This window comes from Pseudoalteromonas sp. 1CM17D, assembly GCF_023161805.1.
Classification (GTDB): Bacteria; Pseudomonadota; Gammaproteobacteria; order Enterobacterales; family Alteromonadaceae; genus Pseudoalteromonas; species Pseudoalteromonas atlantica.
The window spans coordinates 258,546-283,281 of the sequence record NZ_JALNTP010000004.1 but is presented as its reverse complement, the minus strand read 5'-3'; the positions used below and the strand labels follow the sequence as shown (position 1 = coordinate 283,281).

Here is a 24,736-nt window from a genome sequence, read left to right as displayed (position 1 = left end):
GCAGGTTAAAGAGTTATTCAGTTGGATTACATGCCGTAGCCTTTATTTTTTATTTACGGCAAAACAACAGGAGTATATATGTTTCAAGTAACGACACCGCAGAGCAGCGAAGACTGGCAAGCGTACTATCAATTACGTTGGGAAGTACTACGTGCGCCGTGGAATGAGCCTCGTGGCTCTGAACAAGATGATATGGAACAAGACTCAGAGCATCGCTTTATTAAAAATAACAACGGTGATGTGCTTGGTGTGGCCCGTTTACACTTTAACAACCATGAACAAGCGCAAGTACGTTACATGGCCGTAGCCGAAGGCAACCGTAACCAGCATATTGGTAGCCGTTTATTACACGAGCTTGAAAAAATAGCATGGACGCAAAATGCAGGCGAATTAGTGTTATTTGCTCGCGAGCGTGCGCTTGAGTTTTATAAGCGCCACGGCTACGAGCTAAAAGAAAAAGCCCACCTTGCGTATGGCGATGTACAACATTTCAAAATGATTAAACAAAAGCCTAGTGAGCCGGGTTGGTTTCGCCACCCTGATTGGACGCAAGTACTGCAAAATATTTGGCGTGAATCAATCCCAATTAGTGATGCAATGGGTATAAAAGTAGAAAGCTACACTGATTGGCAGTTTACAACGCGTGCTGATTTAGACGCTAACTTAAACCTACACAACACCATGTTTGCAGGCTCTATATACAGCTTAGCAACCTTAACAGGTTGGGGCGCAACGTACTTAGCGCTTAAAGAGGCAGGGCTTGAGGGCAATATTGTATTAGCCGATGCCACTATAAAATACTTAAAACCACTTAATACCGACCCACGTGGTTGTGTTGATGTGCAAACCTGTAAAGGTAAGCTCAGTGAGCTGGAAACAACAGGCAAAGCAAGCTACGTAGTACCTGTTACTATATTTGATGGCAGCGATGTTGTTGCAGAGTTTGAAGGGGTGTTTGCCGTTAAAAAATAACGAGTAACGCTTTAATAAAAAAGCCAAGCACTTTATAAAAGGGCTTGGCTTTTTTTATGGCGTATTAATAAATTAGAGTAAATCAGTAAGTAATATACCTACACCAATACGCTCTACATCAGCGTTATAATCAATTAGGCTTTCACCGTAACCGTTAAAATATTGTGCGTAGCCACGCAAACGACCCCAAAGAGGGAATGACCAATCAAGCTGAATTGCCCCGCGGTTATCTGAATTTAAATTGTTACGCGTCATAAAGCTAAACTCATGATCGTGATAACGATACGCCCCGCCAAATTCAAAGTAACCCATGTATTTGTAAATATCTGGATTGTCGTCGCCATCGGCTTCTAATATATTGTCTTTTTCATCCTCGGCAATGCGATACCAAGGTTTAAAGCTAAATACAAAACCGCTCTTTTCCCATATAAAATCGGCGTAAATTCGGTTCCATGAACGAGAGTTTGGCTGGCTGCGGCCATTAGATTGGTGCGAAATACCCAGCGCTATGGCCATTTCGTCGCCCCAAAGTACGTTTTCTTGGTCTAGGTAGTTTACCCAAAATATTTCTGGTTCGTAGTTGGTTTCACGAAACGGAGAAGAAATCTCTGAGTTATAAATTTGCCAATACGACTGCAAGGTAAAGCCAAAAAATATGGCTTGGTCTTCATCTGCAAAATCATCGTACAGTGGCACTTTAATAGAAAGCTGATATTTAGCCTCTAGGTTATCAAGGGGTTCGCCATTTTCTTCATCTGTTAGCTCGTCAAAGCCATCAAACGGGCGATCGTTAGGGTGCGAGACATACGATAAAGGTAAAATGTAGTTACGTTTATGCGGCGTAATTACGTTACGATTTTTTTTGCTTACCTCTTCGCGAGCCTTGCGTTTATCAAGTGCGGTAAGTTGTTTGTTTTCTTCAAGGGCGGAGCATTTTGTACGCAGCTCGTCTAAGGTTTGCTTACCATCGCCACCAATTACTTCATTTAAAATACATTGCTTAACTAGCTCTATGTCGTTGTCTTGTTCATTTTTTTTAACCTCTTGTTGGGCAAAAGAGGGTGTGCTTAGTAAAGCCGTAACTGCAATCCAATAACGCCAGCTCATTGTTTATTCCTTTGAGAGTAAGGTAGATTTATAAATTATAACGTGTTTTTACATTTGTAACGGTGAACTTTCACTGAATTTACACTTATTTGATTACCTTACGTTTACACCGTTATCACAGATCAAAAAAAGCGGCATATAGCCGCTTATATTGTAAGTTAGTTAACTTACTCTCACGCAATGAGAAGGGGGAGTTATAGCGCGGTGCGTTATAACTCAAATACGTTAGTAAAAAACTTATAAAGTTCAGTGCCTTGGTTTACGCTTGCTGAGGCAAAATGCAAAATAGCAATTGCATCGCAATCAAGGCTTAATGTTTGTAGGGGTTGCTCAGTTAAATAGCGCTCCATGCGTAATATATGGGCTATTGGCTCACCTGCCTTTATGTGTGCGCCTAATGGGGCAATATATTCAACCATGCCGCCAATCGGCGCATAATAAGCAAAGTAGTCATCTAAATGGCACGCATAACGGGTCATCTGCTTAGGTTGATGCGCTGCATCTACCAATACATTTTTATGGTTCAAATAGCTTAAAATGCTGTTTGCATCGTCAAAGGCGGCTGCTAAATCTATTTTTTCTTGGCTGCCTAGCTCTACTGTAAAGGCTTCAACCTGTACATTAAAGTCCCTGCCTTGCGCACTAAGTGCATCACTTAGATGCCACCATGGGCAAAAGCTAGCTTCATCCATTGCGCCATCAAAGTCGCTTGGGATAAGCAGTACGTGTTCAATATTAAAATAACGTGCGCTGTCGCTGGCATATGTTGGACAGTACAGATGCTTACTTGAAATAGGCCCCGTGTGTAAGTCGAGCACGATATCGGCTTGATGCGCAAGCTTTTGCAGGTTAAGCGCAATGCGTTTACCGGTATTGAGCAAGTAAGCTGGGCCGTTAAGTTTGGCATCTATTTCATCAAGCAGGGCTTTTTTAAAATTGCTTTTTAAAGCTGCATCGTCGTACTGGCTATGCTCGTGTGCAAACTGGGTGACTAAATCACTATTGTAGTGATACATACGGTTCCAGTTAGTGCCAGTAATAGGGTCGAATCGGCCAAGGGTAAATTCCCCTGATTTTTGATTACAACCTATAGGGTTAGCATAAGGTACTAAGGTAATGTCGCCTTTTAAATTAAGCTGTTTTAACTGCTCTAGCAGCTGAAAAATAACCGCGTTACCTTGTACCTCGGCGCCATGCATATTGGCTTGAATATACACGCTTGGCCCGCTGCCATCGCCTTTTAAGCGATACACCGGAATAGTTAGAGGCAAGCCGTTTGCTACTTCCCCTACTACAATGTTTTCTTGGCTAATGGGTGTTGTTATGCTCATGTTTATTACCTTAAGTAGTGACTGGCATCTTCTGCTTGGCGCACACACGTGAGCTCGCCCTTTTGTAACACGTATTCTGCAGCTAGTTCATGGCATAAAAAATAGGGCATGCTTTCGGTAAAACCATAGGCACCACATTGGCTAAACACCAGCCAGTCTTGCTCGTTTAAATCGCTTGGTAGGGTATGCTCGCCTAAGCAATCAAGGGCAGTACATAATGGGCCATATAAGCTCATTGATTGTTCTGGCGCTGTTGACTCGCGCAGTAATGCCGCAGGAAAATCTTGGCTTGTAACAGCAGGGCGCAATAAGTGGTTAATACCACCGGTTAAAATAACTTGTTGTTGCCCGTAGTTTTGTTTGCACTCAACGACGGGGTTAGCGTAATGACCGCATTCGCCTACAGCGTAACGGCCAAGCTCCATCCAAAGCTCGTCTACACCCGCATCTTTTTTAATTTTTGCCAGCGCGGTGATTAATCCATCCCACTCAAGTGTTGCATCATTTGGTGTGTAAGGAATACCTAAACCGCCGCCTAAGTCTAAAATTTTCAGGTTTATATTTAAGTTATTAGCCAAGGTGGTAAGCGGTGCAATCATTTGCGACCACAGCTCGCTTAGCTTTTGCGTGCTAAGCATGTTGCCCCACTGAAAAATATGTAGGCCATCAAAATTAAGTGCTGGGTAATCGCCAGTATTGAGCGCTTGCCATTCATCGCAACCAAGCCCAAACGGTGTAAGGCTGTCACCCCCTAATGGGTTTTTTTCACCTTCTGGCCAGCGTAATTGCACACGCAGTAATACTTGCAGCTGCGTATTTTGCAGCTGCGCTTGCTGGTTTAACCAACGTACTTGATTGAGGCTTTCGGCAACAAAAATACGCACGCCGCGCTCAATAAAGTGTTTAATTTGTTTAGGGCTCTTTGCAGGCCCTGTATTGAGCACGCGCTGTGAACTAATACCTTGTGCAAGGACTTGTTCAAGCTCACCTTTACTTGCTACGTCAAAGTTAAATCCGGCGCTGTCTAGGCATTGAATAACCTTAGAAAGCGGATTGGCTTTTACCGCATACCAAAGCTTTACATCGGTTTGCGCAACTAAACGGGTAAGGTGTGCGTTTAGTTTGTCTAAGTCGTAAACAAAAAAAGGTGTATCAAGTTGCTGAGTAAGTGTATTTACGGCGGCCTTGATAGGCGTGCTCAAAAAGCTCATTATCGTAAAACCTCTTCTAGCAATAACGATGCATCGCTTTGCTCGTCGCGGTATTTAACAATGAGTGCACACGACATGCTTAAGCCTTGCTCACGAGCCCATTCGTTAGACGCAGGGCGAGAGCCTGGTATTACAATAGCGTACTCTGGAATTGGCTCGCCTTTATCTAGCTGGCGCTCGTTAACACAGTCGTAAACCGGAATAGTGGCAGATAAACGCACACCTGGGGCAAGTACCGCGCCTTTTTTAACCACTACGCCTTCAACAATGACACAACCTGCGCCAATAAACGCATCGTCTTCAACCACGACTGGGCTTGCCCCAATTGGCTCAAGTACACCACCAAGTTGAACAGCTGCGCTTAAATGTACATTTTTACCAACTTGTGCACATGAACCCACTAATGCGTGGCTATCAACCATAGTACCTTCGTCGATGTATGCGCCAATATTTACGTACGCTGGTGGCATAATAATAGTGCCTTTAGCTACGTAGGCACCGCGGCGAACACTGGTGCCACCTGGTACCATACGCACGCCATCGTCAGTGCTAAATTCTTGCGGTGCAAGGTTGTGCTTATCAACAAACCCGCCTGCAAACTCTGTGTTAGTGCCATTTTTAAAGGCTTCTAAAATGCCTTGTTTTACTTCTACGTTAGCTTCCCATTGGCCGCTTTCGTTTTGTGATGCTGCGCGTACTGCGCCCGATTCTAAATTATTTAGTAGTTCTAACCAGCTCATTATAAAAACCTGTGTTTAATGCCAAGATAAAATGGTGTCGTTTGCAGTGGTAATGCAATCGGTTTGCGTTAACTCAAGATGCGTTAAAGGTGGGCGCAACAGTGGGCTATTTAAACGCCCTTGCTGGTGCATTAGCACTTTAACGGGAATAGGGTTTGCTACAGCAAATAGGCTATTGATAGCGCGAGTCCACTGAGCAAATAAATTGGGGTGTTGACCGCTTAGGCTGCGCTTTACAAATTCGTGTGTTTGCAAAGGCCATGCATTGGCCGCAACCGAAACTAAGCCTTTTGCACCTGCTTGGGCAAAGTAGGGCATAAGTGCATCGTCGCCACTGTATAGCGCTAAATTAGGCGCGGCTTGTCGGTATGCTTCAAATTGGGTGATGTTGCCACTGGCTTCTTTTAAAGCCCACAGTTTTGGGTGCGCTTTTAAGTTTTCAATGGTTTCGATAGGAATGCTTACACCGCTGCGCCCAGGTACGTTGTACAACATACACGGATGCGCGCTTTCGTTTAATAAGCTTTCGTACCAATGTGTTTGACCTACAGCCCCTGGTTTTGCATAAAGAGGCGAGCCTAATAAGTAGCTGTGAATAGGTAATTGGTTACAGTAGCTAACCCATTCTTTTTGTTGGGCCAAGTTACTACCACCAACAGCAACCATAAGCGGTACACTGGGTTTTAATTGGCACACGTGCTCAACAATGCCTTGCTGCTCTTTAAGTGTAAGGGCTAAGCCTTCACCTGTGCTACCGAGCAGTAAAATACCGTTGTGTGCCGCTTCTTGTTCGCTAACAAGTGTTGTGAGCGTGTCGTAGTCAACATTACCTTGTTGATCAAACGGCGTAACAAGCGCTGTCCACAGTGCGTAGTCGTCTAAATTGAAGTTGTGAATCATCTCTTACGAACCTATAAGGTGTTCGAGATATTAAGGAGGCTGTATGATGTGAGCCGCATTAACGTCATTCGAACAGTATTCGAAGAGCGAATGGGCTTAAAATAATAGGGCGCACGGCCTTATTATTTAAGACCAGAAGCTCTCCACCAAACTAATAAGCTGCTCTAAAACAGCTATTGGTGACAGTCGCTAGGATTCAACCTAGTCGCCCGAAGTAATTGCTTCGCAAAAGCGTTTACCTCTCGGCGGTATTCCCCTCACATATGCTCACTGGAGTTTGCGCTCCTAACATACGCTACCTGAATAACGCACCTCTTCTAGCCCTTTGTATTTTGTTTAACCGCAAAAGGTTTAACAAAATACAATTTAAATAGGGTAATTGCGGCGATTAAAACATTTTAGCCGTCTAGGTGTCAAGTTGCAGGATACAGATTAGTTCATCGAAAATGTGGGTGGTTACGTATTGGCTGCTTTTCTCGTAAACTAACCCTATGAGCAGTGATGAGGTATTTAATAAGTATGGAAAAATTTAGCGATATTTATAAGCGAGCAGTAGAGCGAAAAGGTTCTGAAAAAATGCTTAAGTTATTACTCGCAAAACCCTTATCTAAAAAAGCATTAAGCGCATTAAGTGACGACGATTGGCTTGAAGAGTTTACCCGAAAAGTATTTCAAAGCGGGTTTTACTGGTCGGTAATAAACAGTAAATGGCCAGGTTTTAGAGAGGTTTTTTGGCAATTTAGTATTGATAAATTACTTATGATGCCGCCCGATATGCTCGAGCAAAAAGCAACTGATGAGCGCATTATTCGTAATTATAAAAAAGTAAAAACAATTCCTGAAAATGCCTACATGATCCACGAAATAGCTCAGCAACATGGCAGTTTTAGCAAGTTTGTAGCTAACTGGCCAGGCGATGACATTATTGGTTTATGGGCGCATTTAAAAAAACACGGCGCCCGTTTGGGCGGCAATACAGGCCCGTATGCCTTAAGAGCGCTTGGTAAAGATACTTTTTTACTTTCGCGAGATGTAGAAAGTTACCTAAGAGCGCACAAAATTATAGATGGCGGCCTGCAAACTAAAAAATCGCTCACTGCCGCACAGGCGTTTTTTAACGAAATGCAAAAGCAAAGTGGTTTGAGCCTGCAAGAACTTAGCTTAATTGTGGCTTACAGCGTGGGCGACAATCGCGTAGGCATAAGCCAACAAACAGAGGATTAACCATGAAACTAGTGCCAAGATACACAGACATAGCAGATAACTTTGCAATAGAGGATCAACCTTCAAGCGTTGCTGCCCCGCAATTGCTGCTGTGGAACGAAGCGTTAGCACAGCAGTTTAATATTGATGTTGAGCCTGCGCTGCGGGCCAGTACTTTTGCTGGTAACGAGCCGCAACCGGTAAATGCTGTAGCGCTTGGCTATTCTGGGCATCAGTTTGGGCACTTTTCGCCGCGCTTGGGTGATGGGCGAGCGCACTTGCTGGGTGCTATCAGCGATGATAAAAATCAGCTGTGGGATATTCAGTTAAAAGGCTCAGGCGCCACGCCTTTTTCAAGAGGAGGCGATGGGCGATGTGCACTAGGCCCCGCTATTCGCGAGTATATTATGAGCGAGGCTATGCACGGCTTAGGGATTAAAACCACGCGGTGTTTGGCTGTGGTTGGCACAGGTGAAGCTGTTTATCGTAATCCGCCGCAACCAGGCGCAATTGTTACCCGCTTAGCAAGTAGCCATATTCGCGTTGGCTCGTTTCAGTATTTAGCAACTCAAGGTGATGTAGAGGGATTAAAAAAATTAGCTGATGTAGCCATTGAACGCCATTACCCAAGTATTCAATCAACAGGGGCTCAGCGCTATTTAGACTTTTTAGAAGCCGTTATAAATAGTCAGCTAGCGCTGGTTATTAGCTGGATGCGAGTAGGCTTTATTCATGGCGTTATGAATACTGATAATACCTTGATAAGCGGCGAAACTATCGACTACGGCCCGTGTGCAATGATGAATACCTTTGATTTTGATACCGTGTTTAGCTCAATTGATAAGCAAGGTCGCTATGCCTATGGTAATCAGCCAAATATTGTAAGTTGGAACTGCGCGCGTTTAGCTGAGAGCCTAATCCCGCTAATAGATGAAGATGACGAACAAGCTGTAAGTTTAATGACGCCGCTAATTAATCAGTTTTCTTCGTTATTTAACGCGCAATATAACCAAATGTGGGCACAAAAATTAGGCTTAGCAGGTTATAACGAAGACGATGTAGAGCTTGTAAGTAAGTTATTATTGTTATTTCAAGAGCATAAGCTCGATTACACCAATACCTTTGATGCCCTAACCGAGTCACTAAAGGGTGGCAAAGTGCCAGATAAATTAACGCAATGGGCCCAGTTATGGCAAAAAAGATGTGATGAAAACAGCTATAACCTTATGAGAGCGGCTAACCCAAGGGTTATACCGCGTAATCACATCGTCGAAGAAATCCTCGCGCAATATAATCAACACGGCGAGAGTGAGCTGCTAAGCGACTTCTTAGCGGTGATGAGTAACCCATATGATAAAACAGCTAACTTAGCCCGCTTTCAAGAGACAGGTAAAGATGACAAGGGCTATCAAACTTTTTGCGGTACTTAAGTATTGTAATTAATTGTAAGTTACTGATTATAAATAGTCATTTTTAAATGATTCAGTGTCCAATGATTGAGCAGTTATATACTCGGTGGTATTGTTCGCATTCATAAAAAGTAACTATTTGTAAATTACCATAATTTATTAATTGCCGATTAGGTAAAAATTTTCACTTAACCTACAATTGGTGGTTGGAATGTCTGTATATCGTTGAAAAAATTTATAATCTTTATTTTTTCGTTAAGTATCGATTAACAAAAGCTCAGGTAGTGTGTACAAAACTGGTTGAGCTAGCATTGATTAGCTACAATTTTCTAAGTTGTTAAAATGGGAAGAAAACAATGAAATTAAAATCACTTACAATTGCAATAGCGTTAGCTGCAACTAGCGCGTCTACATTCGCTGCCGATAAAGAAGAAGGCCTTTACCTTGGTGTTTTCGGTGACTACTATGATGCGTCATGGAAAAACATGCGCGCACAAACTGGCCTTGATGTAAACGAGTCAACTGGTTGGGGTGTAGAAGCAGGTTACCGTTTCAGCGATTACTGGAGCGCACGCCTTGAGTATGCAGATATGGACTTTAACGCGTTCGATAAAGCTGCGGGCAATCGTAATAATATCGACGGCGAGCGTTACGGTATTGATGCGCTTTACCACCTTGACGGCGGTCCTTTCTACGGTCTATTCGGTATTAAAGAAATGGACGTAGTAGATGACAACACATTCTTAAACGCAGGTGTTGGTTACCAACACTTTATTACTGATGGCTTTTTCGTAAACGCTGAAACTGCGGTATACCAAGGTCTTGATAAAGGTTACACAGATGTAGGTGCTAAAATTGGTATTAACTACTTATTTGGCCAAAACTCTATGCCTGCACAGCCTGTAGAGCCAGCGCCTACAGCAGTAGTAGAAGTACCTGTAGAACCTAAAGACAGCGACAACGACAACATCCTAGATAAAGATGATAAATGTCCTAACACGCCAATGACAGACGCTGTTGATGGCGATGGCTGTACTTTATACGAAGACCGTGAAGTAACAACAAGCTTATTAGTTACTTTCCCACATGATTCTGCACAAGTTGGTCAACGTTACTTTGACGACATTGCATCAGTATCTGAGTTTTTAAAAGAGCACGAAGATACAACTGTACTACTTGAAGGCCACGCGTCAGCGGTAGGTAACGCAAACTACAACAAGATGCTTTCTAAAAAGCGTGCTGATGATGTAGCACAAGAGCTAATTAAAGATGGCATTGCTGAAGATCGCATTACAACTGTTGGTCTAGGTGAAGAACGTCTTAAAAACACAGCTAACACGAAAGAAGCTCACGCTGAAAACCGTCGTGTAGAAGCACATGTAAAATCTATTGAACGTGTAAAAGTTAAGCGTTAATAGTTACTTACTTTATTTTAAAAACCCAGCTTAGTGCTGGGTTTTTTTATGCCTTTAAAACAGCATATGCAGTATTAGCCTGATTAAACAAGAATGATTATTACTTAACAAACATTCACGAAAATAGAATTTATGCTTACCACTATTCATAATATTTATAGTCGGTATAATCAGTTGCTTAGCTGGATGGATTTTCATCTATACATAAAAGCTTTATAATCCCGCGTTAGAATACTATAAGTATTGGGTTACTTTTTTTGCGCATGAGGCGCTACCGAATACTTTCACGTCACCAAGAGGGCAATATTGTGCTACAAGAATATCGTAAACACGTAGAAGAACGTGCCGCGTTAGGTATCGTACCAGCGCCATTAGATGCTCAGCAAACGGCTGATCTTATTGAACTAATTAAAAACCCACCAGCGGGTGAAGAAGAGTTCATCTTAGATTTACTAATCAACCGCGTACCACCAGGCGTTGATGATGCAGCATACATCAAAGCAGGCTTTTTAGCGGCAGTTGCTAAAGGCGAAGCACAATCTCCATTAGTATCTAAAGAAAAAGCAGCAGAATTATTAGGTACAATGTTAGGTGGTTACAACATCGCCCCAATGATTGAGCTACTTGATGACGAAACACTTGCGCCTATCGCTGTAAAAGGTCTATCAAACACATTATTAATGTTTGATGCATTTTACGACGTAGAAGAAAAAGCAAAAGCAGGCAACGAGCACGCTAAAAAGATTATTCAATCTTGGGCAGACGCTGAATGGTTTACTAACAAGCCAGCTGTTGCTGAAAAAATCTCTGTTACTGTATTTAAAGTAACCGGCGAGACAAACACTGATGATTTATCACCTGCACCAGATGCATGGTCACGTCCAGATATCCCACTTCATGCTTTAGCAATGCTAAAAAATGAGCGCGACGGTATCACTCCTGACAAAGCGGGTGAAGTAGGTCCAATCACTAAACTTGAAGAATTAAAAACTCAAGGTTTACCACTTGCATACGTAGGTGACGTTGTAGGTACTGGTTCTTCTCGTAAATCTGCAACTAACTCTGTGCTTTGGTTTATGGGTGATGATATCCCATACGTACCTAATAAGCGCGTTGGTGGTGTATGTTTAGGTAACAAAATTGCGCCTATCTTCTTTAACACAATGGAAGATTCAGGTGCGTTACCAATCGAGTTAAATGTTGATGAGTTCAACATGGGTGATCAAATTGATATTTACCCATACGAAGGTGTAGTTAAGCGCCACGGTACTGATGACGTTATCTCTACTTTTGAGCTTAAATCAGACGTAATTTTAGATGAAGTACGTGCCGGCGGCCGTATTCCTCTAATCATTGGTCGTGGTTTAACAGACAAAGCACGTACCTCTTTAGGTTTAGGTGCTACTGACGTATTTAAAGTACCAGCAGTAACAGAAGTGTCTGATAAAGGCTTTACACTAGCGCAAAAAATGGTTGGTAAAGCATGTAACGTAGCAGGTATTCGCCCAGGCCAATACTGTGAGCCTAAAATGACCACTGTAGGTTCGCAAGATACTACAGGTCCTATGACACGTGATGAGCTTAAAGACTTAGCTTGTTTAGGTTTCTCTGCAGATTTAACAATGCAGTCATTCTGTCATACCTCTGCTTACCCTAAACCAATTGACGTAAACACTCACCATACGCTTCCTGATTTCATCATGAACCGTGGCGGTGTTTCACTTCGCCCTGGTGATGGTGTAATTCACTCTTGGTTAAACCGTATGTTATTACCAGATACTGTAGGTACTGGTGGTGATTCACATACACGTTTCCCATTAGGTATTTCGTTCCCAGCGGGTTCAGGTGCAGTAGCGTTCGCAGCAGCAACAGGTGTTATGCCACTTGATATGCCTGAGTCTATTTTGGTTCGCTTTAAAGGTGAAATGCAACCAGGTATCACTTTACGTGACCTAGTACACGCAATCCCTTACTACGGTATTAAGCAAGGCTTATTAACAGTAGAGAAAAAAGGTAAAATCAACGAATTCTCTGGTCGCGTACTAGAAATTGAAGGTGTTGAGCACTTAACTGTTGAGCAAGCGTTTGAATTATCAGATGCATCAGCAGAGCGTTCAGCAGCAGGTTGTACTGTTAAGCTTTCTAAAGAGTCTATCAGCGAATACCTTGAGTCTAACATTGTTATGCTTAAGTGGATGATCTCTGAAGGTTACGGCGATGTACGTACAATCGAACGTCGTATTAATGCAATGCAAGAATGGTTAGCAAACCCAGAACTTATGGAAGCTGACGCTGATGCAGAGTACAAGCACGTTGTAGAAATCGACCTAGCAGAAATTAAAGAGCCAATCCTTTGTGCTCCAAATGACCCAGATGATGCGCGTTTACTTTCTGATGTTACTGGCGAGAAAATCGACGAAGTATTCATCGGTTCTTGTATGACTAACATTGGTCACTTCCGTGCTGCGGGTAAATTACTAGATGGCTTTACTGGTCGTATCCCAACTCAACTTTGGGTAGCTCCACCAACGAAGATGGATAAAGACCAACTAACTGACGAAGGTTACTACGGTATCTTTGGTCGTGTTGGTGCACGTATCGAAACGCCAGGGTGTTCACTGTGTATGGGTAACCAAGCACGTGTTGCTGATAAAGCAACGGTTGTTTCTACTTCAACACGTAACTTCCCTAACCGTTTAGGTACAGGCGCAAATGTATTCTTAGCATCAGCTGAGCTTGCTGCAGTAGCGGCAATTTTAGGTAAATTACCTACACCAGCTGAGTACCAAGAATACGCAGAGAAAATCAATGCAACGGCTGCAGATACATACCGTTACTTGAACTTCCACCGTATGCCTCAGTACACTAAAAAAGCAGACAACGTAATTATTCAGCAAGCTGTATAATTTAAAGCTGTTTTAAAAAACCCGCTTAGGCGGGTTTTTTATTGGCTAAAATAAAATTGAATATTTCATGCTGTAATAAGTTTTAATTGAATTAAATATAACCATTACCAACTTTTTATATAAATAATAAAGCAAATATTCCTTTCTACATGCATTAAAATCTCTTTCAATATTCTCATTATTTTAAGCGAGATTTTATGACTGCATTAAACAACCAGAATTTACTGCAACTTCGTTTTATTAACCAAGCAAATATTGATTTGGTTAAGCCTTCTTTTGATAACCTACCTGCTAATCCGTATGCAGATGGTGAATTTCGTAAGCGTCGTTACTCGGTAATTAAATTTCAAAATGGTGAGCTAAAACTACAAGCTGCCAAAGCGTTTGTTCAAGACGATTCTATTAATACCTTCCAGGGTAATGTTGAGCGTACTTATGAAAACTTAGAGCAAAGCTTACTTGAGTCAGAAGGTATGAAAAGCATTGTAAGTGAGTTTTGTGAGCTTACCGGCATTGATGAAGGCCGTGATATTGAAATTCACCAATTTAGAATGCTTGCGATTGATAGCGATACGCCCGCAGCACCAGAAGGTGTGCATCAAGATGGGTTTGACCATGTTTGTGTATGTGGTGTTTCTCACGAAAACTTAGAAGGCGGCGAGCTGCTAGTATACGAAAACAAGCAAGCTGAACCGTGTTTTAAAATGGAAATTAAAGACGGAATGTTTGCACTAATAAACGACCGTCAAGTTTGGCACAATGCCACGCCAATGAACAAAGTAGATACAAACAAGCCAGGTTACCTGGATTGTTTTGTACTTACCTCTTAAGGAATGCTCATGAACATAGCGCAACTACGTGAGCAGTTTCCTGCATTAATACAAACCGTTGATGGTAAATCGCCAATATTTTTAGATGGCCCCGGTGGCTCTCAAGTGCCGCAGTCTGTACTAAGTGCAATGACTGCTTATTTAGGGCACTACAACTCAAACTTAGGCGGTGCGTTTTTTTCAAGTGATAAAACCGTTGAGTTAATGGCAAATGCGCGCCAAGCAGCAGCCGATTTGCTTAATGCGCCAAGTGCACAAAATATAGTGTTTGGCCCTAATATGACCAGCCTTACCTTTAGCTTTAGCCGTGCTATTTCACGCGATTGGCAAGCCGGTGATGAGATTATTGTGACTAACGCTGATCACTTCTCAAATGTATCGTCATGGCAGCAAGCAGCGCAAGATAAAGGCGTTAAAGTTCAAACCGCTTTAATTAACGAGGCTGATTGCAGCTTAGATATGGCGCAGTTTGAAAGCTTATTAAACAGCAATACTAAACTGGTTGCGGTAACTTACGCTTCAAATACTACGGGTTCTATTAACGATATAAAACGTATTATAGAGCTTGCCCATGCTGTAGGCGCATTAGTGTACGTTGATGCCGTGCATTATGCACCGCACGAGCTTGTTGATGTTCAGGCCCTTGATTGCGACTTTTTGGCCTGTTCTGCATATAAGTTTTTTGGTCCTCACTTAGGCATGGTGTACGGTAAAACACAGCATCTTGAAGGTTTTACGCCTTACAAAGTAGAACCAGCTAAAGATGTAGCACCAGGTCGATGGGAAACAGGCACGCAAAGCTTCGAAGCCTTAGCAGGTTTTATTGCCGCTGTTGATTACATTGCTGCAATTAGCGGGCTTGATGAAGGCCACACGCGCCGTGAAAAGTTAACGGCGGCTTTTGCTAAAACAAAGCAGCACGAAATGGCGCTTAGTGAGTACTTTTTAACGCGTTTAGTTAATTACCCACGCATTAAGCTATTTGGCATTGATGACCTAGAGCGCTTAAACGAGCGTACGCCTACATTTGCTTTAACCTTTGAAGGACTAGAGCCGCGTGAGGTGTCTGAGTTTTTAGGCAAACAGCATATTTGTGTGTGGGATGGGCATTTTTATGCACAAGGCTTATGTGAGCAGTTAGGCGTACTTGATAAAGGCGGTGTAGTGCGCATCGGTTGTATGCATTACAACACCACCGAAGAGCTAGATAAGTTATTTGATTTGTTTGATCAACTTCTTTGAAACTGACAGTTTATACCAATCCGCATAATTAAGTATTATCGCGGATTGGTATGAATACAAATCTGCGCTTGTGAATAACTCTTATTACAGCTCAAATGTTTAAAGTAGTCAGCGGTTAGTTAGTTTTTGCCCGCTGACTGTTTTAGCTTTTAGGTGTGCCGTATATGTGCTCTGCGCGATTAAATAGCACCCATGAAGTTAATATATATTTATCGTTCGATACCGGCTTATTACCTCGATGGGTATGCGTAAAGTAGCCTGGGGCAATGACCATAGTGCCTTTTTTAGGCGCAATTTTACGTTTTTGATAATAAAACTCTGTTTCGCCACCTTCCTCTACATCGTTTAAATAAAACATAAATAATAATACACGGTGCAGTGCTTCATTGTGTTGTAGCTGTGGATACACTTCACTATGCCAGTAAGGGTAGCCGCCTTTATTTACCTCGTACTTTTGCGCCTGAATGTTCCCAAGTCTAAATATTTGCTGCACCAGCACAGAGAGCTGTGGTTTGCCCACTTCGTCAAAGTTATCCTGTGTTAAATCCACCACATCCCCCGTTTTTGGGTGATAAACTTTTAAGCCAAATGCGCCAATTAGCATAAAAAAGTGTGCTTCTACATAGTTAAAAACATGCTGTGCAGTGGTTTGCTGAATATGCTTTAATTGTTGGGCGTATTCTGGGTAACTGTTTAATTGCAGGTCGTGGCTGTCTTTCTTTTTTAAGTCCACACCACCAGAGGTTACACCTTGTTTTACATGCGGGCTGTTAGAGAATGTGGTAATAAAGTTATCGCAAAAATCATCGCTTAACGCGTTATCAATAACGTGGATAAAGTCCGTCATGATTTACCTTTTTATTTAGTTATTATTTGGATTTTTATGTTTATTGAAAAAGTGATGCCGCGCTTTAGCGAAACAGATGCACTCGGACACATCAACAATACCGTACTACCTGTATGGTTTGAAGCCGCACGCGTCCCTATTTTTAAATTTTTTACCCCTGATCTTAACCCACACGACTGGAAACTGATCATCGCTAAAATAGAAGCATCGTTTGTAGGGGAATTATTTTATGCTCACGAAGTGACGATTAAAACAGCCGTTGAGCATGTAGGAAATAGCTCTTTTACCATTAAGCAAGAGGCGTGGCAGCAAGGTAAATGCTGTGTTGTGGGTAAAACTGTATTAGTGCGTTATAACTTTAAAAACAAAGCTAAACAAAATTTAAGCGAAGCAGAAGTCGCAGCACTCAGCGATCACCTAGTTTAACTAGGTGCATTTGCTCCACGCAACGAGGAGCGGTGATGTAAACCACAAGCGACAGCTGTGAATTTTTATAGCGTTATTTTAACGCATTTTGATTGAGTTACGCTTCTCACTTATATACTATTTATATTATATATTGTTGCACCGCTATGACAGGTACTGTTGAGCTGGTAGTTTATGGAGAATGAATGTGGCATCTACAACTGGCAATAAACCGTTAGAGGTAATAACGCTTAGCGATGGTAAAAGCTTAACTGCAGAAATATTGCCATTTGGCGCTATTATCAAAAGCATAAAGTTTAATAACCAAGAGATGACACTGTGCGTTAACGAACCTGCTTATTATTTAGAAAACCCATTTTATTTAGGGGCAACAGTCGGGCGCTACGCAAATCGTATTGAAAACGGACGTTTTGTATTATCAGGCACAGAGTACCAACTTAAAGCAAATAATGGCCCAAATAGCTTACACGGCGGCGAAAAAGGCTTTAATAAAGTACTGTGGCAAGTCACTAAACAAAGCAATAATGAAGTGGAGCTCTATTACTGCTCGGCAGATGGAGAAGAAGGCTTTCCTGGCCAATTACAAGTTTGGCAAACAATTACTGCATGCAATGGCGAGCTAATCCTCAGTTACAAAGCCATTACCGATAAAGAAACCCTCGTTAACTTTACCAACCACTGCTATTTTAATCTTGAAGGCAGTGAGAGCATTAATAATCACCTGCTGCAAATAAATACCGCAACGTATTTACCTATCGATAGTAACAGTATACCGCTTGCCCATTATGAAGATGGCTTGGGCAGCTGCTTTGATTTTACTCACCCTAAGCCCATTGGCGATGCTCTGTGCGCACAGCATGCACAGCTTGATGCCGGTAGTGGCTTTGATCATTGCTATATTTTTAGTGATGACAATCGTTTAAAAACAATGGCTACATTAACCTCGCCACACACGGGCGTTAATTTAACCCTTAAAAGTACCCAACCTGGTATGCAGCTTTATACGGCAAATTTTGTAGGTTCTCCTTTTAAAGCACGCCAAGCGGTGTGTTTAGAAGCCCAAAATTGGCCCAATGCAGCAAATAGAAGCGATTATCCAAAAGCGAATTTATTGCCGAATGAAGAATATAATCAGCAAATAATTTTTGCGTTTTCGCAATAACGTACTAATTCTACTGTTAAATTAAAGAAAACAAAAAGAAAAATACACGTAACAAAAAGATAGCCATAATTAAGGAAAAGGTTGCACTTTTGCTCAATTTAAAGTATTTATATTATAAATAGTATTTGAAGCTATACACACCACACAACGACAAAATGACTACACACAATCAGGAGTTTTTAAAAAATGATAATTAACAATAAGTTATCGTTCAACAAGAAAACCGCACTCAGTATTGCTATTACAGGCATATTGGCAAGCGGCCACGTTGCAGCTCAAGGCGCTGAAGGCGACACACCGACAGTAGTAGATAAAGATGTTGAGGTTATCGCAGTAACGGGTATTCGCAGCAGCTTACGTTCATCAATGTTAGATAAAAAAGCATCTAATGTTGTAACCGATGGGATTAAAGCAGAAGATCTTGGTAAATTTCCTGATTTAAACGTAGCAGAGTCTCTGCAACGTATTACAGGTGTAGCCATTGACCGTAGTGGCGGTGAAGGGCAAGCAGTAACAATTCGTGGTTTTGGCCCACAATTTAACACGGTACTTGTAAATGGTCGTCAAATTGCGACTGACAGTGCAGGGCGTGAATTTAATTTTGATGTATTAGCGGCAGATCAAATCACCGGCGCTGATATTTATAAAAGTAACAGTGCAACGCTTCAAGAAGGCGGCATTGGTGGTACGGTTAACGTAACCACAGCTCGTCCATTCGATTTTGGTGGCTTACATGTGATTGGTTCAGTAAAAGGCATGTACGAAAGCCTTTCTGAAGAAGTATCGCCATCGGCTTCATTTTTAGTAAGTAATACGTTTAACGACGACAAGCTCGGTGTGCTTTTTGCCATCACTAACCAACAACGTAAGCTGCAAAATAACCAAATTTTAACGGCTGGTTGGCGCGGTGGACAAACTATTTCAAATCCACAAGACGGCGTATTGTACGACAATGCATACATCCCACGTAACTGGGACCAAGTTGTAGATGAGCAAGACCGTGAACGTACTAATGCAAGCTTAGTATTACAATATGCACCGTCTGACGATATTACTATTACCGTAGATGGTTTAATTTCAAAATTTGAAGTGGACTCATCAGTACGCGATTTAGCTTCTTGGTTTGAACCAGACCGCGTAGGTAGCGCAACAATCGATCCAGAAACGGGCACTTTGCTTACCTTTACGCAAGAAGTAGGTTTAGGTAACGCCAGTGGCAACCCTGCAACCGACTTTGTATCACACACACGTAACTCGCGTGATGTAACTAACAAAGCATTTGGTATTAACGTTGACTGGCAAGTAAACGAGTCATTAAAAGCAAAATTTGACGTATCTCGCTCAACAGCTGAAAACGACCGTGCTGGTAATGACCGCTTTAACGTAGTGGGTATTATTAACAGCTACAGCTTTGATGGCACCGGTAGCGTTCCTACCGTACAGCATGATGGTTTTGAAAATGGCTCGCTGCCAGATGCAAGCCTTGCGCGTCTTCACTACAACGAAATTGGTAACCAGTTTACTGATGAAGATGAAATTACCGAAATCAAAGCCGACTTTGAATACGTACCAGATAAAGGCCCAGTTGATCGCATTAACTTTGGTGCTTATCGTCAAGAACGTGAAAAATCAAGCTTCCAAATTTTTGGTAGCCAATGTCAATTTTGTGGTTACGGCACTGAAGCACCACTTGATGAAATTGATTTTGAAGCTTACTCAGCAAGTAACTACTTCCCAGGTTTAATCGATACATTTTATAGCTACGACGGCGACAAAATGCTTGATTACCTTGCTGACCAAGGTTTCCCTGTAGAGCCAACACTACAAAATAACCGTTACACAATTAACGAAGATATCACTAGCCTTTACATGGACTTTACCATTGGTTTTGACCTAGCTGATATGCCAGTTACGGTTAACATGGGCGCACGTTACTCAGAAACTGATATTGAAGTAGCGGCTGTACAAAGCTTTATCAGCGATGTTATTCCTACCTCTGATGCCACTTTATTCCAAAACGTATTTGGCCCGGCAACAGACATTCAAGAAGGGACGAGCTACTCAAACTTACTTCCTTCTTTTAACGTTAAGCTTGAACTGCAAGACAACATGATTTTACGCTTTGCAGCGTACGACAGTATTACTCGTCCTACTATGTCACAGTTATCACCTGCGACCACGTTTAACGAGCCTCGTCGTCAAAACTTAACAGCAAGTGGTGGTAACCCTGCACTTAAGCCGTTCCAATCTGAAAACTGGGATATCTCTTACGAGTGGTACTACAACGACGCTAACTTATTTAGCTTTGCCGTATTTAGTAAAGAAGTGGATGACTTTATTGTTACCCTAACCGGCGACGAAACATACGACATGACTGACCGTACAGGCCCTGATTTTGCGTGTACGACCTGTACTGACCAAACCGATGCCGAACTTAACGGTAGCTCAGAAGTTTACACTGTGAGTCGCCCGCAAAATGGCGAGTCTGCAACGGTAACGGGTTACGAAATCGGTGTAACTCATATGTTTGAAAACGGCTTTGGTTTTATTGCTAATGCCACGGTAGTAGATAGCGATATTAGTGTTGATGGCGATACAAGCCAAACATTTGCGCTTGAAGGGTTAGGTGATTCACAAAACTTAGTGCTGTTTTACGAGCAAGATAACTGGCAAGCACGTGTTGCATTTAACAACCGTGAGGGCTTTTTACGCTTAGTTGATAACGGCTTTAACGGCGAACCAGTGAACGTAGAAACGTACGGTCAATGGGATATTAGTGCAAGCTACGATATCAACGAAAACTTCACTATTTTTGCCGAAGGCATCAACATTACTGAAGAAGAGCTAGTGCAAACGGGTCGTTTTGCTAATCAAATCTACTCTGTAGAAGATAATGGCTCACGTTACGCGTTTGGTATTCGCGGTACGTTTTAATTGATAGCAGAGGCAGCGATTGCCTCTTAGTTTTCATTGCAGTGCATTATAAGTACTGTTACTAATAAAGTTAGTAGCTAATTTGCACAAAATGAGACTAATTTAAACAAATGCCCGAAAGGGCATTTGTTGTCTAACCGGTTATCAATAAAGTACTCAAAGAGTAGTCCGTTATGAATAAAGCAATAAAAACAATCGCCGTAATTGGTGGCGGCACAGCAGGATGGCTGAGCGCTGCAATTATCGCTTCGTATCACCAAGGTAATAAGGGTGATGGCTTAAAAGTGATGTTGGTAGAATCATCTGATATTCCAACAATTGGTGTAGGTGAAGGTACCTGGCCCACTATGAAAAACACACTTCAGCAAATTGGTTTGCGAGAAGTGGATGTATTTAAAGCCTGTAATGCCACCTTTAAACAAGGCGGTAAATTTGTAAACTGGACGCATGGCAACAACGATTTTTACTACCATCCCTTTACGGTACCGCTAGGTTACGGCCGTATAGATTTAGCCCCCTATTTAGATAATGTTGAAAACTTTGCTCAGCAAACTAATTTTCAGCACGATATTTGCGAAGCAAACCTAGCACCGAGAGGCATTGCGCAAGGCGAGTATCAAGCAAATTGTAATTACGCATATCATTTAGATGCCGGTGCCTTTGCTGAGCTATTAAAACAGCATTGTAAGAGCAAACTCGGCATTGAGCACATTATTGGCACCGTTGATCAGGTAAAGCTTGATGAAAGCGGGGCTATAGACACGCTTACCTTAACCGATCAAACCCGCACAATAAACGCTGATTTATACATAGACTGCACGGGGTTTTCATCGCTGTTATTAGGCCAAGCCCTTAACGTGCCATTTAAAAAAATGGATCACGTATTATTTAACGACAGCGCCCTAGCTATGCAAGTCCCCTACGATGAAGGTGATGAGTCACTGGCCAGTCATACCATTGCCACCGCACAAAATGCTGGGTGGATTTGGGATATAGGCCTAACGCATCGCCGTGGTGTAGGGCATGTATATTCAAGCAAGTTTTTATCAGATGAAGAAGCCGAGCAAAACTTACGTAACTATTTAGGTGATGCCGCTAAAGGCTTAACTGCCCGAAAAATAAGTTTTGAGTCAGGCTATCGCGAAAAATTTTGGCACAAAAACTGTGTTGCAGTGGGAATGTCGGCAGGTTTTGTAGAGCCCCTTGAAGCAACCGCCATTATGTTGGTTGAAATTTCGTCTCGCTTTGTTGCAGAGCATATGCCAGCCAACACCCAAGTAATGCCCATTGTTGCAAAGCGCTTTAATGAGCAAATGGATTATCGCTGGCAGCGTATTATCGACTTTTTAAAACTACATTATATGTTAACTAAGCGCCCAGAGCCTTATTGGCAAGCGCACGTACAACCACAAAGCATTCCGCAAAGTTTACAAGAAGACTTACTGCTTTGGGGGACGCGTGGCCCACTTATTCAAGATTTTCATGGCGCATTAGAGCTATTTCCTGCCGCCAGTTACCAGTATGTTTTATACGGTATGGGCTTTAAGCCCGACTTTACTAAGCAAGCGTATTTGTACTCAAACGATGCGCAAGCAAATCAAATAATTGAACGTAACAGCCAGCTTACACAGCAGATGTTGCAAACGTTGCCGCCTCACCGTGCTTATATTGAGCAGTGGCTTGCGGCTAACCCAATTTAAGGATGTGTAACTATGGCAATTAGTGAACTATCAAATACTCAACACCAAGCAATAAAAATTAACCCTAATGCGGGTGTTGAATACGCAAAAACACAGCACTTAGTTAATCTACGTGCAACCGAAGTAGCAAAAGCAGCCTGCGATTTACCTATTTTTTTAGCGCGTAACGCACACAACGGCAGCTACACTATTTCGGGCTTAACCAGCTTTAGTGCTCAGCAAAGTTTATTTGTGAGTAACAATCAATGGCAAGCGCTGTACACGCCTGTGTGCATGCAAACCCAGCCGCTTTATCTACTCACTCGTGAGGCAAATAGCAGTGATTACTTTATTGCTATTGATGAGCAAAGCTCAGCCGTTAATACCCAGCAAGGCGAGCCGTTATTTGATGCCAAAGGCAACCCAAGCCTGTATTTAAGTGCGCAGCAAAAGCTACTAGAAAGCGATTTAAAAAATGATTACCAAACGTATCAATTTACCCAAGAAATTGCCCGCTTAGGGCTGATTAAAAACATAGATATTGTTTTGCAGTTTGAACAAGGCGAGGCGCAAACTATTCAAGGTTTGAGCACTGTTGATGAAGATAAACTGCAAACTTTAGACAGCGATACCATTGCCAATTTACACAAACAAGGTTACCTGAGCGTACTTAACAGCATGCTTATTTCGTTGTTTCAGTTAAATGCGTTAGTAAAGCGTCACAACCAGCATCCTGAGCTTATGCCATTAAAGCAAATTAAGTTAGAACTAAGTCGAGATGCACATGCACTGTAAGGTGCAATTTATTAATTAGCCTTTACAGGTTAATACGTTCACATAGACAGACATTGCGTTTAACGCGCTGGAGACACACACATGTCAGACAACATTTTGCAGTTGGTGGTTTTTTTCTTTGTAACCGCTTTAATTGGTGGACTTACATATTGGAAGTGCCGAGGCCAAAACCGTAATAGTGGTGATAATCAAACAAAAGAGTATTTTCTAGCGGGCGGTGGCCTTACTTGGATGTTTGTAGCAGGCTCAATTACGCTCACAAATTTAAGTACCGACCAGCTGGTGGGCATGAATGGCAATCAAATGGCCTTGCTCGTGTGGTGGGAATTGGCGGCTATTTTAGGGCTTATTATTTTAGCCAAAGTATTTATTCCTGTTTATTACAAGTACAACTGTACAACCACCACAGAGCTGTTAGAAAAACGCTACAACAACAAGCACATTCGCGCTGTTATTGGTGGCTTATTCTTTTTAGGTAATGCGCTAATTTACATGCCTGCGGTTATTTATTCTGGTGCGCTATTTATGCAGACCATGTTTAAGGTTGATATTCCGCTAATGTACATAGCGACCGCATTTGCTTTAGTAGGGGCTATTTATGCATTTTTTGGTGGCTTACGTGCGGTTGCGGTATCCGATACCTACAATGGTTTATTAGTGTTAGGTATGGCAATACTGGTCGTATTTTTAGCGCTTAACGCGATTGATTACGACTTTAGCGGCATTCCACAAGAGCGCTTAACATTAATTGGTGATGCTGACTCGCCAATCCCTTGGCCTACGCTTTTAACCGGTATGATCTTTATTCAAATGTATTACTGGGGTACTAACCAAACCATTACCCAGAGAGCAATGGCTGCGCCAAACGTTAAAGAAGCGCAAAAAGGGATATTTGCAGCAGCGGGTATTCGCTTTTTAATTGTACCGGCGATTGTTGTACTACCGGGTATTATTTCGTACAAACTGTATGGCGACATTGGCGATGCAGCTTATGGCCGAATTGTAGGTGATGTAATGCCTGCATGGTTAACGGGCGTGTTTGCCGCAGCAATGGCGGCGGCAGTGCTTTCTACTTATAACAGCTTATTAAACTCGGCTACGGCACTTTACGTGTGTGATATTCACGAAGCTTACTTTAATAAAGAGCCAAGTGTAGTAAAGCTAAGCGGCTACGTTACGTTGTTACTTACTAGCTTAACGCTTGTGCTTGTGCCAATTTATCAGCAAGCCGACAGCATTATTAACTTACTACAACAGTTAAACGGCTTATTAAGTATGCCTATATTCTCAATTTTTGTAGTGGGTTTATTGTTTAAAAATGTAGATGCGCGTGCAGGTATAGCCGCGGTAATTTTAGGCGTGGTTATGTATGGCATGCTGACGTTTGAAAATTCGCCGCTACATACTGAACTACACTATATTCACTTAATGCCAATTACACTTATTGTATGTGTAGCCTTTGCGTTAATCGTTAATAAAGTAGTGTTTGGTTTAAATGCACAGTGGGCAGGTAAAACACCTGCTATTGAAGATACGCCACCAGTGCACGCACCAAAATAACCAGCAGTAAAAAGTTAAGTCACTTTTTATTAGCCAGTTAACACATTACTAAATCGGCCTAAGGTAA

19 protein-coding genes and 1 riboswitch are annotated in these 24,736 nt (G+C 42.1%); of the genes, 13 read left to right on the top strand and 6 right to left on the bottom strand.

What is annotated here, in order from left to right; translation table 11 throughout:
• Positions 1 to 78 precede the first annotated feature (78 nt).
• Positions 79 to 972 carry a bifunctional GNAT family N-acetyltransferase/hotdog fold thioesterase gene (locus tag MSC25_RS09980; protein ID WP_024032005.1) on the top strand — a complete coding sequence of 298 codons (894 nt, stop codon included), beginning with the start codon at positions 79 to 81 and terminating at the stop codon, positions 970 to 972.
• 72 nt (positions 973 to 1,044) lie between these two features.
• On the opposite strand, the gene MSC25_RS09975 is transcribed toward MSC25_RS09980, so the two are convergent.
• The 5 genes from MSC25_RS09975 to dapA all read right to left on the bottom strand — a co-directional run bounded on the left by MSC25_RS09975 (position 1,045) and on the right by dapA (position 6,261).
• Positions 1,045 to 2,079, bottom strand: coding sequence for a phospholipase A (locus MSC25_RS09975; RefSeq protein WP_248443300.1), 1,035 nt, complete (start codon positions 2,077 to 2,079; stop codon positions 1,045 to 1,047).
• A 209-nt stretch (positions 2,080 to 2,288) separates the two neighbouring features.
• Complete coding sequence (locus tag MSC25_RS09970; RefSeq protein WP_248443299.1) at positions 2,289 to 3,410, bottom strand: succinylglutamate desuccinylase/aspartoacylase family protein; 1,122 nt, start codon at positions 3,408 to 3,410, stop codon at positions 2,289 to 2,291.
• A gap of 5 nt (positions 3,411 to 3,415) precedes the next feature.
• Positions 3,416 to 4,621, bottom strand: coding sequence for a PLP-dependent decarboxylase (locus tag MSC25_RS09965; protein ID WP_248443298.1), 1,206 nt, complete (start codon positions 4,619 to 4,621; stop codon positions 3,416 to 3,418).
• On the bottom strand, positions 4,621 to 5,361 hold the full coding sequence (locus MSC25_RS09960) for a 2,3,4,5-tetrahydropyridine-2,6-dicarboxylate N-succinyltransferase (RefSeq protein WP_029773501.1): 741 nt from the start codon (positions 5,359 to 5,361) through the stop codon (positions 4,621 to 4,623). Before MSC25_RS09960 ends, MSC25_RS09965 begins: the two co-directional genes overlap by 1 nt.
• 15 nt (positions 5,362 to 5,376) lie before the next feature.
• A complete protein-coding gene (gene dapA, locus MSC25_RS09955) occupies positions 5,377 to 6,261 on the bottom strand; it encodes a 4-hydroxy-tetrahydrodipicolinate synthase (RefSeq protein WP_029773500.1) in 885 nt (294 codons plus the stop codon).
• A gap of 128 nt (positions 6,262 to 6,389) precedes the next feature.
• Positions 6,390 to 6,586: riboswitch (Lysine riboswitch) on the bottom strand.
• Between the two features lie 194 nt (positions 6,587 to 6,780).
• Here dapA and MSC25_RS09950 point away from each other — a divergent pair.
• From MSC25_RS09950 to MSC25_RS09925, 6 genes are all read left to right on the top strand, one after another.
• Positions 6,781 to 7,485: a DNA-3-methyladenine glycosylase I gene (locus MSC25_RS09950; RefSeq protein WP_248443297.1), complete on the top strand. Its 705-nt coding sequence runs from the start codon at positions 6,781 to 6,783 to the stop codon at positions 7,483 to 7,485.
• A gap of 2 nt (positions 7,486 to 7,487) precedes the next feature.
• On the top strand, positions 7,488 to 8,894 hold the full coding sequence (locus MSC25_RS09945) for a protein adenylyltransferase SelO family protein (protein ID WP_248443296.1): 1,407 nt from the start codon (positions 7,488 to 7,490) through the stop codon (positions 8,892 to 8,894).
• Between the two features lie 335 nt (positions 8,895 to 9,229).
• Positions 9,230 to 10,288 (top strand): OmpA family protein, encoded by a 1,059-nt coding sequence (locus MSC25_RS09940; RefSeq protein ID WP_248443294.1) that lies wholly within the window; start codon positions 9,230 to 9,232, stop codon positions 10,286 to 10,288.
• 308 nt (positions 10,289 to 10,596) lie between these two features.
• Complete coding sequence (gene acnB, locus MSC25_RS09935) at positions 10,597 to 13,194, top strand: bifunctional aconitate hydratase 2/2-methylisocitrate dehydratase (RefSeq protein ID WP_004588162.1); 2,598 nt, start codon at positions 10,597 to 10,599, stop codon at positions 13,192 to 13,194.
• A 197-nt stretch (positions 13,195 to 13,391) separates the two neighbouring features.
• Positions 13,392 to 14,024, top strand: coding sequence for a 2OG-Fe dioxygenase family protein (locus MSC25_RS09930; RefSeq protein ID WP_004588163.1), 633 nt, complete (start codon positions 13,392 to 13,394; stop codon positions 14,022 to 14,024).
• Positions 14,025 to 14,033: 9 nt separating this feature from the next.
• Complete coding sequence (locus tag MSC25_RS09925; protein WP_248443293.1) at positions 14,034 to 15,266, top strand: cysteine desulfurase-like protein; 1,233 nt, start codon at positions 14,034 to 14,036, stop codon at positions 15,264 to 15,266.
• A gap of 142 nt (positions 15,267 to 15,408) precedes the next feature.
• Here the strand turns inward: MSC25_RS09925 and MSC25_RS09920 are convergent, their stop codons facing one another.
• Positions 15,409 to 16,113, bottom strand: a complete 705-nt coding sequence (locus tag MSC25_RS09920) for a 2OG-Fe(II) oxygenase (RefSeq protein ID WP_004588165.1) — start codon at positions 16,111 to 16,113, stop codon at positions 15,409 to 15,411.
• A gap of 36 nt (positions 16,114 to 16,149) precedes the next feature.
• Here MSC25_RS09920 and MSC25_RS09915 point away from each other — a divergent pair, with 36 nt between their 5' ends.
• From MSC25_RS09915 to MSC25_RS09890, 6 genes are all read left to right on the top strand, one after another.
• Positions 16,150 to 16,539, top strand: coding sequence for a thioesterase family protein (locus MSC25_RS09915; RefSeq protein WP_004588166.1), 390 nt, complete (start codon positions 16,150 to 16,152; stop codon positions 16,537 to 16,539).
• Between the two features lie 187 nt (positions 16,540 to 16,726).
• Positions 16,727 to 17,701 (top strand): aldose epimerase family protein, encoded by a 975-nt coding sequence (locus MSC25_RS09910; RefSeq protein ID WP_248443291.1) that lies wholly within the window; start codon positions 16,727 to 16,729, stop codon positions 17,699 to 17,701.
• A 186-nt stretch (positions 17,702 to 17,887) separates the two neighbouring features.
• The gene (locus MSC25_RS09905; protein ID WP_024032017.1) at positions 17,888 to 20,635 is read left to right on the top strand and encodes a TonB-dependent receptor; all 2,748 of its coding nucleotides are present in this window, start codon (positions 17,888 to 17,890) and stop codon (positions 20,633 to 20,635) included.
• A 173-nt stretch (positions 20,636 to 20,808) separates the two neighbouring features.
• A complete protein-coding gene (locus MSC25_RS09900; RefSeq protein WP_248443290.1) occupies positions 20,809 to 22,335 on the top strand; it encodes a tryptophan halogenase family protein in 1,527 nt (508 codons plus the stop codon).
• A 12-nt stretch (positions 22,336 to 22,347) separates the two neighbouring features.
• Positions 22,348 to 23,109: a SapC family protein gene (locus MSC25_RS09895; protein WP_248443289.1), complete on the top strand. Its 762-nt coding sequence runs from the start codon at positions 22,348 to 22,350 to the stop codon at positions 23,107 to 23,109.
• A gap of 81 nt (positions 23,110 to 23,190) precedes the next feature.
• Entirely contained in the window at positions 23,191 to 24,669 is a 1,479-nt protein-coding gene (locus tag MSC25_RS09890) for an SLC5 family protein (RefSeq protein WP_024032020.1), read from the top strand.
• Positions 24,670 to 24,736: the final 67 nt, after the last annotated feature.

Excerpts from the sequence above, each read along its gene's own strand:
- MSC25_RS09980 (WP_024032005.1), top strand. The coding sequence starts at position 79 with ATGTTTCAAGTAACGACACCGCAGAGCAGCGAAGACTGGCAAGCGTAC.
- MSC25_RS09975 (WP_248443300.1), bottom strand. The coding sequence starts at position 2,079 with ATGAGCTGGCGTTATTGGATTGCAGTTACGGCTTTACTAAGCACACCC.
- MSC25_RS09970 (WP_248443299.1), bottom strand. The coding sequence starts at position 3,410 with ATGAGCATAACAACACCCATTAGCCAAGAAAACATTGTAGTAGGGGAA.
- MSC25_RS09965 (WP_248443298.1), bottom strand. The coding sequence starts at position 4,621 with ATGAGCTTTTTGAGCACGCCTATCAAGGCCGCCGTAAATACACTTACT.
- MSC25_RS09960 (WP_029773501.1), bottom strand. The coding sequence starts at position 5,361 with ATGAGCTGGTTAGAACTACTAAATAATTTAGAATCGGGCGCAGTACGC.
- dapA (WP_029773500.1), bottom strand. The coding sequence starts at position 6,261 with ATGATTCACAACTTCAATTTAGACGACTACGCACTGTGGACAGCGCTT.
- MSC25_RS09950 (WP_248443297.1), top strand. The coding sequence starts at position 6,781 with ATGGAAAAATTTAGCGATATTTATAAGCGAGCAGTAGAGCGAAAAGGT.
- MSC25_RS09945 (WP_248443296.1), top strand. The coding sequence starts at position 7,488 with ATGAAACTAGTGCCAAGATACACAGACATAGCAGATAACTTTGCAATA.
- MSC25_RS09940 (WP_248443294.1), top strand. The coding sequence starts at position 9,230 with ATGAAATTAAAATCACTTACAATTGCAATAGCGTTAGCTGCAACTAGC.
- MSC25_RS09930 (WP_004588163.1), top strand. The coding sequence starts at position 13,392 with ATGACTGCATTAAACAACCAGAATTTACTGCAACTTCGTTTTATTAAC.
- MSC25_RS09925 (WP_248443293.1), top strand. The coding sequence starts at position 14,034 with ATGAACATAGCGCAACTACGTGAGCAGTTTCCTGCATTAATACAAACC.
- MSC25_RS09920 (WP_004588165.1), bottom strand. The coding sequence starts at position 16,113 with ATGACGGACTTTATCCACGTTATTGATAACGCGTTAAGCGATGATTTT.
- MSC25_RS09915 (WP_004588166.1), top strand. The coding sequence starts at position 16,150 with ATGTTTATTGAAAAAGTGATGCCGCGCTTTAGCGAAACAGATGCACTC.
- MSC25_RS09905 (WP_024032017.1), top strand. The coding sequence starts at position 17,888 with ATGATAATTAACAATAAGTTATCGTTCAACAAGAAAACCGCACTCAGT.
- MSC25_RS09900 (WP_248443290.1), top strand. The coding sequence starts at position 20,809 with ATGAATAAAGCAATAAAAACAATCGCCGTAATTGGTGGCGGCACAGCA.
- MSC25_RS09895 (WP_248443289.1), top strand. The coding sequence starts at position 22,348 with ATGGCAATTAGTGAACTATCAAATACTCAACACCAAGCAATAAAAATT.
- MSC25_RS09890 (WP_024032020.1), top strand. The coding sequence starts at position 23,191 with ATGTCAGACAACATTTTGCAGTTGGTGGTTTTTTTCTTTGTAACCGCT.